This window comes from Pontibacter korlensis (assembly GCF_000973725.1).
Taxonomy (GTDB): Bacteria; Bacteroidota; Bacteroidia; order Cytophagales; family Hymenobacteraceae; genus Pontibacter; species Pontibacter korlensis.
The window spans coordinates 857,313-872,243 of record NZ_CP009621.1; the positions used below are offsets into that span (position 1 = coordinate 857,313).

Consider the following 14,931-nt stretch of genomic DNA (forward strand, 5'->3'; position numbering starts at 1 on the left):
TAAGTATTTGATTTCGATTCATCTGCTTGTTTGCCACTTAACTGTGTAAGGAAGATGATATAAGAATTAATCAAAGAAAGAATGACTGACCTGACGTTTAACTCATTCTATTGAAAACAGAGGCGACTCAACATGGATTGGGAAGTATGGTTTAAGCAGCTTTCTTAGATTGAACTTTCCAGGCATCACCGGTGCCTTTCCGGATTACAACGTTCGTGTAAGGACACCCTCCTTTCACAAAGCGCCAGTAAAGGGCTACATGTACATTGATGGATCGCTCCAGCACCCATAATGGTGCGTACAAGGCATAGCGCGCAGGAATACACTTCTGTGCCCCATTCCTGCGCCCACGCAGAGCCAATCCTACCGCCACAGCTGAAGTTGCAAGTGCCAATAACCCCAGAAATTTACGCTTGCCAAACACTCCCAACAGCAGGTGCGCCGGCAACAGCGACGCAAACAAGGTTGTCTTCTTCTTCATCGCGAAGTCCTCGTAAGCTTGTCGAGGCCGCTGCTCCAGCCACTTATCCAGCGTGGGCGGCATACGCCTGATAAAAAAGTCAGTGGCATAGCGAAAGCGGGCATCGTGATTGCGAAAATGCCTGATCATTTCCTCATTTTCAAAAAGCACGTCACCATCGTAGGGGCCAGCCTTTTCAAAAATACTTTTGCGCACACCGTTGGTGCCGGGGTAGTCTCCTTCCGGAACTACCGCACGATTGATAAGCATACGGGCTGAGTCGATGCGGGACCACCAGGGTACAAGGCCAAAGTAGTTCTGCGGCTTTACTACGTCGTATCCCTCCAGATCCTCTGTCATTCGCCGGAGGTCTGAAGCAGTATAGCGTATGTCGTCGTCGGCAATGATGATTTTATCATGACTGGCAGCGTTTACTCCGGTCATAACGCCATTTACCTTGCCGTTGAGGTAGGTGTACTTATTATCTACCGCTATGTGGCGGCAATGCGTCCAGGCTGCTGCATGCCGACTAAAGACAGGTTCTGGCGAACCATCCACCACCAGCACCTCACAACCCTGCTCCGCCAGAAACCTCCAGTATTGCGCAAACTCCTCTATGGCTGCCCCGTCTGTAGAAGAGGCGCGAATGGGGCACAGGTAAGTACATTGCAGATCAGGCATAAGGCATTAATCTAGAAGCGCTGTCTTTTGTCTAGTATCATCCTCCAGAAATAATTTCATACTGGATGGGTTTAAAGGCATAATTGTTTGATTGCTCTGCAGAACATGCCGTCAGCCCAACTATCAAGTCCATTTCAGCCTCCAGCAACACGTAATCACCGGCTTTACTTTGCGGTGGCTCTACGGAGAGTGTTCCGTCGGGTGCGAACTGCACATTCATAAAAATGTTGAAGGCTTTAGGAATATTATCCGGGGCAATGTCAAATTTGCTTAGGTTGATGAGCAGGTTTTCGAAGCAACTGGGGTGGTAATCGGGGTTGTTATACATAATCTGAAAGGTCTCAGGACTACAAGGGGCCAGTAAGAAATCGTTACGGCCGTTGGTGTCCTCCAGTATCTCCATCATTTTCCGGCTACGGTTGCTCCAGAGGTGGTGCCCTTTCGTGATTAAAATAGTCTCCTCAAAGTCAAGTGTTTTGCCAGACGACAATTTCTCACGTGTGTCGTCTGCGTTAAACAGGACCATATCGCTTACCTGCTCACCCTATGGGTCTATTACCTTCAGTTTGTCTCCTTTCCGGAGCTTGAAGGCCGCTCCGGTCTGTTTTGCTATCGTGTTAATCATTATCTTTTCTTCTTTGATAATCAAATCCGGCAAGGAAAGGGCATTTCCAACTTTCATCTACCTGCCGGCCACTGTATTGAGGAGCTTCCAATCCCTCTCCGAAGTTACTCAACATAGGATTTATGGAACCTTCGTAGGCAATTTCGCGCTCCCTAATTACCTTCTGCATGTTTTCGTAAATACTCTTCTCGCGCAGCTGTTCAAACTGGCGGTGCAGGTTAAAAGCCAAGGCCGTATGCTCAAATCTTCTGGCTTTGCGGCTTGCATTGGGGTGCAAGCCTACCACAAAAAAAGCTGTGCCATTATAGCTGAAGCTGAAATCGTTGTCATCAGGATTGTTGCTTACTGTTGGATCCCAAAGCTGCAAGTGTTTTTCACTGTCGTGCAATTTCTGGAGCTGTAACCATAGCTTTTCCTCAAAATCGATTTCAGAAACTGCCTCGTCGGTGAACACGGCAATCAAGGTCATATATTCGCTCTCCGCAGATAGGGTTTCTGCAGTATAGCTTTTCAGGTCCTCTCCTAATTGGCGCGTAGTTTCGTCGGCACCCATACTACTATACACGCCTAAACGGTACTGATTTGAATTTATAGCGGCTTTGGCGCCTACACAAGGGTATTCAGTGTCGCTTATCTTTTCAACTATACTTGAATGAATTGCCCTGACCCGTTCATCCGGATAATCTTCCAATTCTTCGGGCAGAAAGTAACTTTGCTTTTTTATATTGCTTGTAGCCATTCCAGGATTTAGATTATTACTATCTGCTGGTCTTAATTTGCAGACAGTATGCCTCTATGTTACGGCAAAACAACGCATGCGGATAAGTACTGGAGGTCTTCCAGGTAAGCATCTGTTGGAACTAGCTACATGATATACAAGGTTAGCTATACCTTTTGTCTTTGCTTGTACTTCATTAGCAGCCATAAAGTATAAACAAGAAAGGCTGCCTGATCGCTCAGGCAGCCTTTCTTGTTTATACTTTATACTTCTGTTTAGAAGCTAGCTAGTATGCTGTTTAGCGTTTCGCTTGGACGCATGGCTTTGCTGGCTTTTTCTTCGTCTGGGTGGTAGTAACCTCCTAGCTCTACCGGCTTACCCTGTGCAGCGATTTGCTCATCAATGATCTTCTTCTCATTATCAGTCAGCTCTTTTGCAAACTTAGAGAATCTGTCTTTCAGCTCTTGGTTCTTAGACTGCTCGGCTAGTGCTTGTGCCCAGTACATGGCCAGGTAGAAGTGGCTACCACGGTTATCGATGCCACCTACTTTGCGGGAAGGAGACTTATCGTTCTCCAGGAACTTAGCGTTCGCCTGGTTCAGCGCCTCTGCCAGCACGGCAGCTTTCTCGTTGTTGGTTTTGTAAGCAAGATCTTCCAGCGACACAGCCAGTGCCAGGAACTCGCCCAATGAATCCCAACGCAGGTAGTTCTCTTCTACAAACTGCTGTACGTGCTTCGGAGCGGATCCACCGGCACCTGTTTCGAACAGGCCACCACCGTCCAGCAGCGGAACGATAGAAAGCATTTTAGCGCTTGTACCCAGCTCCAGGATTGGGAACAGGTCAGTCAGGTAGTCACGAAGTACGTTACCGGTTACAGAGATAGTATCCTGGCCAGCTTTAGCACGCTCGCAAGTATAACGCATGGCATCTACCGGAGACATGATCTTGATCTCAAGACCATTTGTATCGTGGTCCTGCAGGTAACGCTCTACTTTCTTGATCAGGTTAGTATCGTGTGCACGCTGCGGATCCAGCCAGAAGATAGCCGGAGTGTTGGTGATACGAGCTCTGGTAACAGCCAGCTTCACCCAGTCCTGGATAGGCAGGTCTTTCGTCTGGCAGGCTCTGAAGATATCTCCTTCGTCAACCTTCTGCTCCATCAATACATTGCCAGAAGCATCAACTATACGCACTGCACCGCTTTCTACAATCTGGAATGTTTTATCATGTGAACCATACTCTTCAGCCTTCTGAGCCATCAGACCAATGTTAGGCACAGTACCCATGGTAGTCGGGTCGAAGGCACCGTTCTCTTTGTGGAACTGGATTACCTCCTGATAGATGCCTGCATAGCTGCGGTCCGGAATAATGGCCTTTGTATCGTACTGCTTGCCATCTGGTCCCCACATTTTACCGGAAGAACGAATAGCAGCCGGCATAGAGGCATCAATAATAATATCGCTTGGCACGTGCAGGTTCGTGATGCCTTTATCAGAATCTACCATCGCCAATGCAGGACGCTGATCATACACCGCCTTGATGTCCGCCTCAATGTTTCTGCGCTCATCATCCGACAGGTTCTTGATCTTAGCATACACATCGCCCAGACCGTTGTTCGGATCTACGCCAAGCTCTTTGAAGGTATTGGCATGCTTTTCGAACACATCTTTGAAGAAAACAGTAACGGCATGGCCGAACATAATAGGGTCAGACACCTTCATCATGGTAGCCTTCAGGTGCAGCGACAGCAGTATATCCTGCTCTTTTGCATCATCAATTGCCTTCTCCAGGAACGAGCGAAGTGCTTTTCTGCTCATTACAGAAGAGTCCATTACTTCTCCCTCTTTCAGCGCCACTTTCTCTTTCAGAACCTTGGTGTTACCATTGGCATCAACAAACTCGATGCGTACATCCGTAGCATTTTCTACTACAACTGATTTCTCGCTGCCGTAGAAGTCGCCTTCGCTCATGTGGGCCACGTGCGTTTTAGAGTCTGAAGACCATGCACCCATTGAGTGCGGGTTCTTTTTAGCGTACTGCTTTACAGCATCAGCCACACGGCGATCAGAGTTACCTTCACGCAACACTGGGTTTACCGCACTACCCAACACTTTTGCGTAGCGCGCCTTTATTTCTTGCTCAGCATCATTTTTTGGTTCGCCCGGATAGTCAGGAATATCATAACCTTGCGCCTGCAGCTCCTTAATAGCCGCTGTAAGCTGCGGAATAGAAGCACTGATGTTTGGCAGCTTGATGATGTTTGCCTCTGGAGTTTTAGCCAACTCACCCAAGTAAGCCAGATCATCCGACTGCTTCTGCTCATCGGTCAGGTTCTCTGGGAAAGTAGCCAGTATACGGCCGGCCAGCGAGATATCTCTTGTCTCTACCTCAATACCTGCTGCTTTTGTGAACGTTTGAACAATTGGTAAAAAGGAGCGCGTAGCCAGCGCAGGGGCTTCATCGGTTATAGTATAAATGATTCTTGATGCTTTTGTCGTCATATCAATCTTTGAGTTTATGTTATCTACTTCCAACAGGGGAAGTAGATATAGGTTCTAATAGCAAATATAGTAGTCTTTTTGATATAGGCTAATCTGAAGCTCCCTTTCCTGCCATCCCTGCCAGTTACCTTTAGTAATCCCTCCTTTTTCAGGCCAAACCCTCATCAGACTCCAGAAAGATACCAAAAGTATAGTCTTACGTGCCTTCCGCCGGCAAAGGAGTATCAATATGTAAAAACTTACCTTTTGCTCCTGCTTACTTCCCTACCCCTAGGTCGGCTTTGACAGATTTTTTAACCTGCTTACGTAACAGCTACCTACTGCTTACGTCTTTGTTAGCTTGGATACTTACTAGCTCTTTACCACGATATGAGTACAATTTATACTTTCATAAGCATACAGTTGCTGCGCTACCTGCTTGTCTTCTTCTTTGCCAGCAACGCCACACCTTCTACAGCGCAGTTCAAGATCATGACCTTGGGCAACTCCATTACGCAAGGTAACCTGGAGCACCCGGGGTACAGGTATAGGCTCTGGCAAAAGCTTGTAGATGCTGATGTGGATGTAGAGTTTGTGGGCTCGCATGATACTAATTTTGGAGGAGATCCTGCCGTTAAAAACATAGTGTACAAAGGCCGCACCTACACCAACCGTAACGAGGGCCACTGGGGCTGGAGTGCCGATGAAATATTAAACGGCAAAGCCGGAGAGGGCAACCTAGTCCGGTGGCTACAAACTTATACTCCTGATATTGCACTTATTCACCTGGGCACAAACGACATGTTCAGGCAATGTGGCGATGGCAGCGACTGCTATGAGCAAACTATAGATGAGCTAAGGCAGGTGGTGCAACAGATAAGAGGAAAAAATCCAGCCGTAACAATTATACTGGCCCAGCTTATACCTGCCTACAGCCAAAAAGTAGGGCCAGCTATAGCCGATAACATTGTGGAGTTGAACAAGCGGATTCCGGGCCTGGTGCAAGAGCTGAATACAGCAGCATCACCGGTGATACTGGTAGATCAGTATTCCGGCTTCGATGCAACAGAAGGAGTTGATACTTGGGATGGTGTACATCCTAACGCCAGTGGTGAGGAGAAAATGGCACAGAAGTGGTTTGATGCAATGAATCTGTTGGTCACACCCCAGCCGGTAGAACTTTCTTTCTTCAAAGCCAGCCTCTCTACAAATAATGATGTGCAGCTAGAGTGGCAAACGGCCTCTGAGACGAATAATGCTTACTTCGAGATACAGCGCTCCACCGATGGCAACGAGTTTTCACCACAAGGAAAAGTAGCAGGTGCTGGCACTACCGTTACCATGCAGCATTATACTTTTACAGATACCCTTACCCCATCAGGACTGCTTTACTACAGGTTAAAGCAAGTAGACACTGATAGCACCAGCACCTTTTCTAAGGTTGTGCAGGTAGAAGCTCCAAAACAGGAGCAGGCTTTACGTGTATACCCTACCAGCAGCAGAGGCCACAGTATAGCTCTACACTTGCAGCACAAAAACACAACAGACGTGGCGAATGTGCATATCTACACCATCGACGGGAAACTGGTGCAAAAGGTAGAAAAGTTGAAAGGAAATAACGGGACTTATCGCACCCAGATAGCAACAAGTTTACTACAGGGAGCAGGTTTATACCTGGTGCGTGTAATGGCTGGTGATAAGCAATACTACTCTGAGTTTATAGTAGAGCGATAACTACAATGGCTCGTCCTGCTCCTGGAGTAGCTGAATCACCTCTTCATCGGTAGTTTGGGTAAACTCCTCATAAAACTGCCCTACGGCCTGGAAGAAGGGTGGCACAAGCAGACAGATGAACTCATCTACCAAGTTAGAGAAATACGCTGCGGCAGAAGGCGGCGCAACCGGCACAGCTACTACAATCTTTCGTGGTTGCTCTTTCTCTACCAGCTTAACCGTAGCCTCCAAGGTTTTGCCGGTGGCAATACCATCATCTACAATAATGGCAATGCGGTCCTGAAGCGGGATGTGCTGGCGGTCGCCCATAAAGAGCCTGTACTTTTGCTGTAAGTTTTGGCGGATGCGCTGCACCTCTTCCACAATATATTCCTCTGGCACCTCAGCCCGCTCATCCACCGTTACACTATCCATACTTACAGCCCCGATGGCAAACTCTTTATTTTGAGGGTGTCTTATTTTTTTGGAGAGTGTTACCTCCAGCGGCATGCCCAGCTTTTTGGCAATAGGTGCCGCCACAGGCACCCCTCCTCTGGGTATGGCCAGCACTACCCCCTGCTGCCCTCTGTACTTATCTAGTCGCTCAGCCAGCAACTGAGCAGCCTGCGCTCGGTTATGTATAAGCTGCCCATTCATTTTACTTCGGGTTTACGAACGTATCATCTGCCAATTCACATTACTCCAACCACTAAGGCTGGCTCTGGCGTAACGGCTGCTGCTTGTTTGGCTTCACATACTTGCGGAACCAGTCGGTGGCAAGTTGAGCTGCCATCTCCAGTGCGCCTGGCTCTTCAAACAAGTGGGTGGCATCCGGTACAATTTCTACATCCTTTATACACTGCATGGCATTTTGTGCCTGTATATTCATTTCCAGCACCGTCTCATCTTTACCCCCCACTATCAGCAGGGTTGGCACCTGCAGATCGGGAAGCACTGTATCTGCCAGGTCAGGGCGGCCACCACGGCTTACTACTGCTTTTACAATATCCGGGCCTTCAGCGGCGGCGGCTCCTATGGCAGAGGCAGCACCAGTGCTGGCACCAAAGTAGGCAATGTTGAAGTCCTGCGTACGAGGATCCTGCTGCACCCAGTAAGTGGTTTCGATCAGGCGCTGGGTAAGCTTAGGTATATCGAAGCGGTTCTTGGTCTCCTTGTCCTCTTCTTCTGTCAGGAGGTCGAACAACAAAGTAGCGAAACCTGATCGCTGCAAGTGTTCTGCCACAAAGCGGTTTCTGGTGCTAAGGCGGCTACTTCCGCTGCCGTGCGAGAAAATAATGAGTCCGAATGCATTCTCGGGTATAGCCAAATCACCAATAAGCGAAACACCCTGCACATCTATGCGGACGCTTTCGTTGAAAGTGTAGTTTATCATAGCTTGTTCGTATTGTTCAGTTCAGCTCTCTGGCTGCGTATTAAGAGTACGACCTGTTATTTTCAAAGTTCAGAAAGTATATATCTGAGAGCTGCCAACTGCGTATTTGTGTTTGTAGTAATACCTTAAATCATGCGTAATATTCTATCTATACTTTTTCTGATTGCTGCTTGCTTTGCCTGTGGGATAGATGGCCGTAACAGCAACCTGGGCGATGAGAGGATAAATTCGTTAGAGGCTGTGCAGGAGGAACCGCAACGTATGGGCCAGCCGGAAGAGCCAGACGCAGCCATGTTTGAAAAAGCATACCAGCAGTTTTTCAGCGCCTTACAAGCAGCCGATACAGCGGCACTGAACAATTTTATAGATGCTGCGCAAGGCTTCTGGCTGATAGAGCAACCTGGTGCCGTACCTGCTTATGCCCACTATGCAACAGTGCAGGAGGTAAAGTGGGAGTACCTGCAACAACCCTTTACAAGTATAAACCAGCAGGTAAAAGAATGCCAGCTACAGCAGCGCAAGGCTTTTCCTAAATTCGATTGTGCCGCTATGGATGGCGGAGCCTCAGGCTTTTCTGAAGACGGGTGCTTTTATACTTTCAATACTTCCAGCTTCAAAAATTCTGACATGTGGCAGTATGCCAGCCTAAGCGCACAGCAGGAGGAACAGGTACAAAAGCTACAGCAGCAGGTACAGGCAACCGTGCTGCACACGAACTCTGCTTTTCGTTTCCATTTTGGCTACAACAAAGGTCGTTGGCAACTCTTATTCGCCGACCTTCGCGTACCCTGCAGCGCGTAAGTGGAGTTTGAAAGTTGGAGAGGTAAGAGTTAAAAAGTTAACGGTTTATATGGCTATCACCGTATTGATAGCAAACCACCTATATACACTCAACTTTGTAACCTTCTAACTTTCTAACCTCACAAATTTAAACTATCTAACTATACCATGGCTTACTACAGACGCTTTGATGCACCTCCACCCGACCCTAAAGTGCTGCAAGAGCTAACTGAGCTGCAACGGCAAATGCAGGAGCGCATCATCATCCAGAAGCCGGACTTCAACCTGAAACTGATTGCAGGCTGTGACTCCTCTTTTATTGGAGAAGACACTATTCTATCTGCTTTTATACTTCTGACCTACCCTGAGCTGGAAGTAGTGGAGAAAGTATGGCACTATGGGCCAGTGGAGCTGCCGTACATTCCCGGTTTTTTGGCCTTCCGCGAGGCACCTAACCTGCTTAAAGCATACGAAAAGCTACAGCAGAAGCCAGACATGATCATGGTGGATGGCCATGGCATTTCGCACCCGCGCCGCTTGGGTATTGCCACTCACCTGAGCCTGCACCTGAACAAACCCACCATGGGCGTTGCCAAGAAAGTACTGGTTGGCAAGTATACAGAACCTGCAGCCACCAAAGGCTCTGTTTCTCCTTTGGTTTACAAGGATGAGGTTATAGCCAATGTGCTGCGGACAAAGGATAATATCAAGCCTGTTTTTGTTTCGCCTGGTCACCTGATGGATTTGGAGTCGGCTACAGAGATTGCACTGAACTGTGCCACCAAGTATAAACTACCAGAGCCAACGCGACTGGCGGATCACTATGCGGCGGTGTTTAAAAAGGAGGTGAAATAAAGTACCTTACTATTTACCGATCAGCAGGATAAATGTAGCTTTGCGGCCCATGTTATACAACCCAAGCTATATGAAACAATTTTACCTTTTCCTCACTTTCCTACTCACCATTTGCACCACAAATTTACTGGCCCAGCAAGATTCTACTGTCTCATTTGTAGCCTATTGGCATAAGGGCGAAACGCAGAAGTACAAGGTTATTAAAAAGCGGCTGGAGCACCGCAATGGCAAAGAAACCAAAAACGAAACCTCCTCTTACCTTACAAGCTTTACTGTACTGGACTCTACCGCTACTTCTTACCTGGTTGAGTGGAAGTATGAAAACACGCTTTTCAACAGTGCCCCCGAACTGTCGGCACAGATGGAGTCTCTTGGCGAGAAGTACCGCTACCTGACCATCAAGTATAAAACAGATGAAATGGGTACTTACCAGGGAATAGAGAACTGGAAAGAAGTAAGCAAAATGATGAGCGACGTTTTTGACCTGGTTATCAAGAACACAGAGGTAGCCAAAAAGCGTGATTTTGAGAAGGCTATGAAGCCATTCAAGACAATGTACAGCTCAAAAGAGGGCATCGAAAGCCTAGTACTGAAAGAGCTACAGAGCTTCCATGGCCCTTATGGTGCCGCTTTTAGCTTGGTAGACACAGTTTATTATGAAGACATGCTCCCTAATCTGTTTGGGGGAGATCCTATTAAAGCAAACGCCTCTGTTTACTTTAAGCCAATTGATTATGAAAACGGCACCTGCACCTTTATCAACGAGCTAAACCCTGACTCGGAAGATACCCGCAGAATGATTACTGATATGTTTGGCAAAGTAATAGCCTCAACATCTTTTAAAAGTGCTGCCGAAATGGAGCAGAAGATGGAAGAGCTGCGCAAAACCTTTGCTGAAATGAAAATGGAAATCCGCGACTACAATACCTATACTTTCGATCTGGAAAACACCTGGCCAACGCTGGTAACCACCAAACGCACTACCCTAATGGAGTCTCCGGGCGATGCAGGCTCCAGAGTAGACGAAGTGATTATCGAAAGAGTATATTAACGTGAACTCGGGAATTCACTAAGTAAAAATCAGTATTTCGTATAAACAAGAAGGCTAAGGGGCAGGTAGAAATAACAGCCATTATTTCACCTAACTCCTTCGCCTTATGTACTTTATCATCGATACTACCAAAGTCGTGGAAGTCTTCTGCGAAATTGATGATTTCTGCCTTCAGGTGAAGGAGTACCTTACTACCCATCCCTTACCCGAGGGACTCGCGCCGCGCCACCCGGCAGGCCGCAAGCCCTCCCTTTCGGAAAGCGAGGTGCTCACCATCCTCGTCCTTTACCACTTGTCGGGCTTCAAGTGCTTTGAGTACTACTATGAGCGCCTGGTGCTGGGAGAGCTGAGAAGCTATTTCCCCCGGGCCGTCTCGTATACACACTTCTTGGAACTGGCCAGGCAGGCGCTGCTGCACGCTTTTCTGCTGGCCCACTACCGAGCAGGCCTCTGGCAAAGAAGCGACCATTACGACATCGACTCCAAGAAGCTGCCTGTCTGCGACAACCGCCGCATCCACTCCCACAGGGTCTTTGCCGACATGGCTAGCCGGGGCAAGGGATCCACCGGCTGGTTCTACGGCCTCAAGCTGCACCTGGTCACCAACGAGCACAGTCAGCTGGTGCGCTTCCTGATCACTCCGGCTAACGTGGCCGACAATAACCCGAAGGTGCTCAGCTTCCTGCTCTCCGGGCTCAAAGGCAAGTGTTATGGCGATAAAGGCTATCTCACTTCCCTTTTCGAGGAGCTGCTCGAAGAGGGCTTGCACCTGGTGACCAAAGTGCGGCGCAACATGAAAAACATGCTCCTTACGCTACAGGATAAGCTGAACCTGCTCAAGCGGGGCAGCATCGAGGCCGTCAATGATATTCTGATGAGGAGTCTGTGACATCGACCACATCCGCCACCGAAATCCTTTGAACGCCCTAGCCCAGATTCTCTCCGGCCTTACCGCATACACATCTCTGGACCAGACAAGTAGCTTTAAGCCGGCTAGAATATATGCCTAATTCCCGAGTTCACGTTATACTAGTCTTCACACCACTAATAATTACAAAGCCTCACGACTTAGAAACGTGAGGCTTTTTCTTTTTCCGCACAACCCTTTTATGAAACCTCCTCACCATAAACCGATTTAGAAATAGCGCCTCCTCCTACAGCAACTAACTTGTGCATCTACAGCACTACTATAGGATCAGGCTATGATCAGGCACACCTACATTTCTCAAACATCGTGTGAGGGGAAAACTAAACGCTGCAAAGCTTAGCTGTTTTGCTGCCATTATGGCTCATTATTCCAACACCAACTGCTATTATCATGACATATTTACAGTTAAACCACCTAAAAGTACTACTGGCGTATCCTTTGTTATAAAGCTCGTAGAATTAAAACTAGGGAAAACAGGAGAAGAGACATGAACTTTAATAACTATACCATCAAAGCTCAGGAGGCCATTCAGAAGGCCACTGAGATAGCCGGCGGCAATCAGCAGCAGGCTATCGATACTGGGCATATTTTAAAAGCGATACTGGAGACAGACGAGAATGTTACCAACTTCCTGCTCCAGAAACTGAACATCAACGGTAACATCCTGCACAGCAAGCTGGATGAGACAGTAGCTGCTTACCCAAAAGTAAGCGGTGGCAGTCCATACCTGGCTAATGATGCCGCTGCAGCCTTGCAAAAAGCTACTTCATACTTGAAAGAGTTTGGCGATGAGTATGTTGCCATAGAGCACATGCTGCTGGGCCTGCTGGCTGGTCGCGACAAAGTAGCCGGCTTGATGAAGGATGTTGGTTTCAATGAGAAAGACCTCAAAAAAGCCATCAAAGAATTGCGCGGCGGCGCCAAGGTAACAGACCAGAACGCCGAGGCCAAGTATAACTCGCTGAAGCGCTATGCCCGCAATCTAAACGAGCTGGCCCGAAGCGGAAAAATTGACCCAGTAATTGGCCGTGACGAGGAGATACGTCGTGTGCTGCAGATCCTGAGCCGCCGCACCAAAAACAACCCTGTACTGTTGGGTGAGCCTGGTGTGGGTAAAACCGCCATTGTAGAGGGCTTGGCGCAGCGTATGGTGTCTGGTGACGTACCGGAAAACCTGAAAAACAAAACGCTGATGAGCCTGGATATGGGTCTGCTTGTGGCAGGTGCCAAGTATAAGGGTGAGTTCGAGGAGCGTCTGAAGGCGGTTATCAAAGAGGTTACGGATGCCGAGGGTGAGATCATCCTCTTCATCGACGAGATACATACTTTGATTGGAGCCGGTGCAGGCGGTGATAGTGCTATGGACGCAGCCAACCTGCTGAAACCAGCCCTGGCACGTGGTGAGTTACACGCTATTGGTGCCACTACCCTGAAAGAGTACCAGAAATATATCGAGAAAGATAAAGCACTGGAGCGTCGTTTCCAGGCCGTGATGGTGGATGAGCCAAGCGTGCCGGACGCTATCTCTATTCTTCGTGGTATCAAGGATAAGTATGAACTGCATCACGGCGTGCGCATTAAGGACGATGCCATCATTTCTGCGGTAGAGCTTTCGAACCGCTACATCTCCGACCGCTTCCTGCCAGATAAGGCGATAGACCTGATGGACGAGGCAGCGGCGAAATTACGCATTGAGATCGATTCATTGCCAGTGGAGCTAGACGAATTGCAGCGCCGTGTTATGCAGTTGGAGATTGAGCGTGAAGCTATCCGCCGTGAAAATGATAAGGACAAGGAAGCTGCGCTCTCTAAAGAGATTGCAGACCTTTCTGGCAAGCGCGATGATCTGAAAGCCAAGTGGCAGAATGAGAAGCAGATCATTGAAGGAATCCAGAAAGCAAAAGAGAACATTGAGAACTTCAAACTGGAGGCTGAACAAGCCGAGCGTGCAGGCGACTATGGCCGCGTAGCTGAGCTTCGTTACGGCAAGATACAGGAGGCTGAGGCACATCTGAAGCAACTGCAGGAGCAGGTGCGCGAGATGCAGGGTGAAAACCCAATGCTGAAAGAAGAGGTGAACTCTGAGGATATTGCCGAAGTGGTAGCTAAGTGGACTGGCATACCTGTAAGCAAAATGCTACAGAGCGACCGCGAGAAACTGTTGCACCTGGAGCAAGAGCTGGGCAAGCGTGTAGCCGGCCAGGAAGAAGCAATTGAGGCTATTTCGGATGCCGTGCGCAGGAGCCGTGCGGGTATGCAGGATCCGAAGCGCCCGATTGGTTCGTTCATCTTCCTGGGTACAACCGGTGTGGGTAAAACTGAGCTCGCCAAAGCGCTGGCCGACTACCTGTTCAACGACGATAACGCCATGGTGCGCATCGACATGAGCGAGTACCAGGAGCGCCATGCTGTGAGCCGCCTCATTGGTGCACCTCCAGGATATGTGGGTTACGATGAAGGTGGTCAGTTAACAGAAGCTATCCGACGCAAACCATACTCTGTAGTACTGCTCGACGAGATCGAGAAAGCGCACCCGGATGTGTTCAACATCCTGTTGCAGGTGCTCGATGACGGCCGATTGACAGACAGTAAAGGTCGCGTGGTGAACTTTAAAAATACCATCATCATCATGACGTCAAACATTGGTTCGCACATTATACAGGCTAATTTCGAAAAGATGACGCCGCTGAACCATGATGAGGTTATTGAGCAGACGAAAGAGGAAGTATTTGACCTGCTGAAGAAGTCGGTAAGGCCAGAGTTCCTAAACCGTATCGACGAGCTGGTAATGTTCCGTCCGCTGAGCCGTGGCGACATCCGCAAGATCGTCAGCATCCAGTTCCGTCATATACAGCATCGTTTGGAAGAGGCTGGCATACAGCTGATCGCCACCGACGAGGTACTGGACTATTTAGGCGAGCAGGGTTTCGATCCGCAGTTTGGTGCTCGTCCGCTGAAACGAGTTATTCAGCGCCAGGTACTTAATGAGCTATCAAAAGAGATACTCTCTGGTAAAATAAATAAAGATTCTGTAGTAGAAGCCGTGTTGGAAAACGGAGAAATCCTATTTAACAACGTGGATGTAGAGATACCTACAGGAAAGTAATTGAAGTTTAAAGTTTAGCAATACTAAAGCGGCATTTCTGATGAGGTGCCGCTTTATCTTTTTATACTGGTGCTATTTTTCGCTTTACCCATTCACTCAATTTTATTGCACTCTCCTTCATACTAACCGTCACAAAAC

General features: G+C 48.3%; 10 protein-coding genes and 2 pseudogenes. 6 read left to right on the plus strand and 6 right to left on the minus strand.

All coding sequences use genetic code 11. The features are described from left to right. Positions 1–151 precede the first annotated feature (151 nt). The 4 genes and pseudogenes from PKOR_RS03470 to PKOR_RS03485 all read right to left on the minus strand — a co-directional run bounded on the left by PKOR_RS03470 (position 152) and on the right by PKOR_RS03485 (position 4,988). Positions 152–1,141, minus strand: coding sequence for a glycosyltransferase family 2 protein (locus tag PKOR_RS03470; protein WP_046309147.1), 990 nt, complete (start codon positions 1,139–1,141; stop codon positions 152–154). 37 nt (positions 1,142–1,178) lie between these two features. Further along, positions 1,179–1,673, minus strand: a pseudogene (locus PKOR_RS03475) (DUF1989 domain-containing protein); the annotation flags it as partial. Positions 1,674–1,758: 85 nt separating this feature from the next. After that, positions 1,759–2,505, minus strand: coding sequence for a guanitoxin biosynthesis heme-dependent pre-guanitoxin N-hydroxylase GntA (gene gntA / locus PKOR_RS03480; RefSeq protein ID WP_052738705.1), 747 nt, complete (start codon positions 2,503–2,505; stop codon positions 1,759–1,761). Between the two features lie 254 nt (positions 2,506–2,759). Beyond that, on the minus strand, positions 2,760–4,988 hold the full coding sequence (locus tag PKOR_RS03485) for an NADP-dependent isocitrate dehydrogenase (RefSeq protein ID WP_046309149.1): 2,229 nt from the start codon (positions 4,986–4,988) through the stop codon (positions 2,760–2,762). Between the two features lie 369 nt (positions 4,989–5,357). On the opposite strand from PKOR_RS03485, the gene PKOR_RS03490 reads away from it, so the two are divergent. After that, positions 5,358–6,701: a GDSL-type esterase/lipase family protein gene (locus tag PKOR_RS03490; RefSeq protein ID WP_052738706.1), complete on the plus strand. Its 1,344-nt coding sequence runs from the start codon at positions 5,358–5,360 to the stop codon at positions 6,699–6,701. On the opposite strand, the gene PKOR_RS03495 is transcribed toward PKOR_RS03490, so the two are convergent. Further along, on the minus strand, positions 6,702–7,337 hold the full coding sequence (locus tag PKOR_RS03495) for a phosphoribosyltransferase (protein ID WP_046309150.1): 636 nt from the start codon (positions 7,335–7,337) through the stop codon (positions 6,702–6,704). It abuts the gene before it with no gap. 52 nt (positions 7,338–7,389) lie between these two features. Then, the gene (locus PKOR_RS03500; RefSeq protein ID WP_046309151.1) at positions 7,390–8,073 is read right to left on the minus strand and encodes a dienelactone hydrolase family protein; all 684 of its coding nucleotides are present in this window, start codon (positions 8,071–8,073) and stop codon (positions 7,390–7,392) included. 132 nt (positions 8,074–8,205) lie between these two features. Between PKOR_RS03500 and PKOR_RS03505 the strand changes: the two genes are divergently transcribed. The 5 genes and pseudogenes from PKOR_RS03505 (at position 8,206) to clpB (ending at position 14,793) form a co-directional block, all read left to right on the plus strand. After that, on the plus strand, positions 8,206–8,874 hold the full coding sequence (locus tag PKOR_RS03505; RefSeq protein WP_052738707.1) for a hypothetical protein: 669 nt from the start codon (positions 8,206–8,208) through the stop codon (positions 8,872–8,874). Between the two features lie 147 nt (positions 8,875–9,021). After that, complete coding sequence (nfi, locus tag PKOR_RS03510) at positions 9,022–9,708, plus strand: deoxyribonuclease V (RefSeq protein WP_046309152.1); 687 nt, start codon at positions 9,022–9,024, stop codon at positions 9,706–9,708. A 70-nt stretch (positions 9,709–9,778) separates the two neighbouring features. After that, the gene (locus PKOR_RS03515) at positions 9,779–10,759 is read left to right on the plus strand and encodes a hypothetical protein (RefSeq protein ID WP_148561624.1); all 981 of its coding nucleotides are present in this window, start codon (positions 9,779–9,781) and stop codon (positions 10,757–10,759) included. Positions 10,760–10,865: 106 nt separating this feature from the next. Then, a pseudogene (locus PKOR_RS03520) lies at positions 10,866–11,769 on the plus strand (IS982 family transposase). A gap of 405 nt (positions 11,770–12,174) precedes the next feature. Beyond that, positions 12,175–14,793: an ATP-dependent chaperone ClpB gene (gene clpB, locus PKOR_RS03525; RefSeq protein ID WP_046309154.1), complete on the plus strand. Its 2,619-nt coding sequence runs from the start codon at positions 12,175–12,177 to the stop codon at positions 14,791–14,793. Positions 14,794–14,931 lie beyond the last annotated feature (138 nt).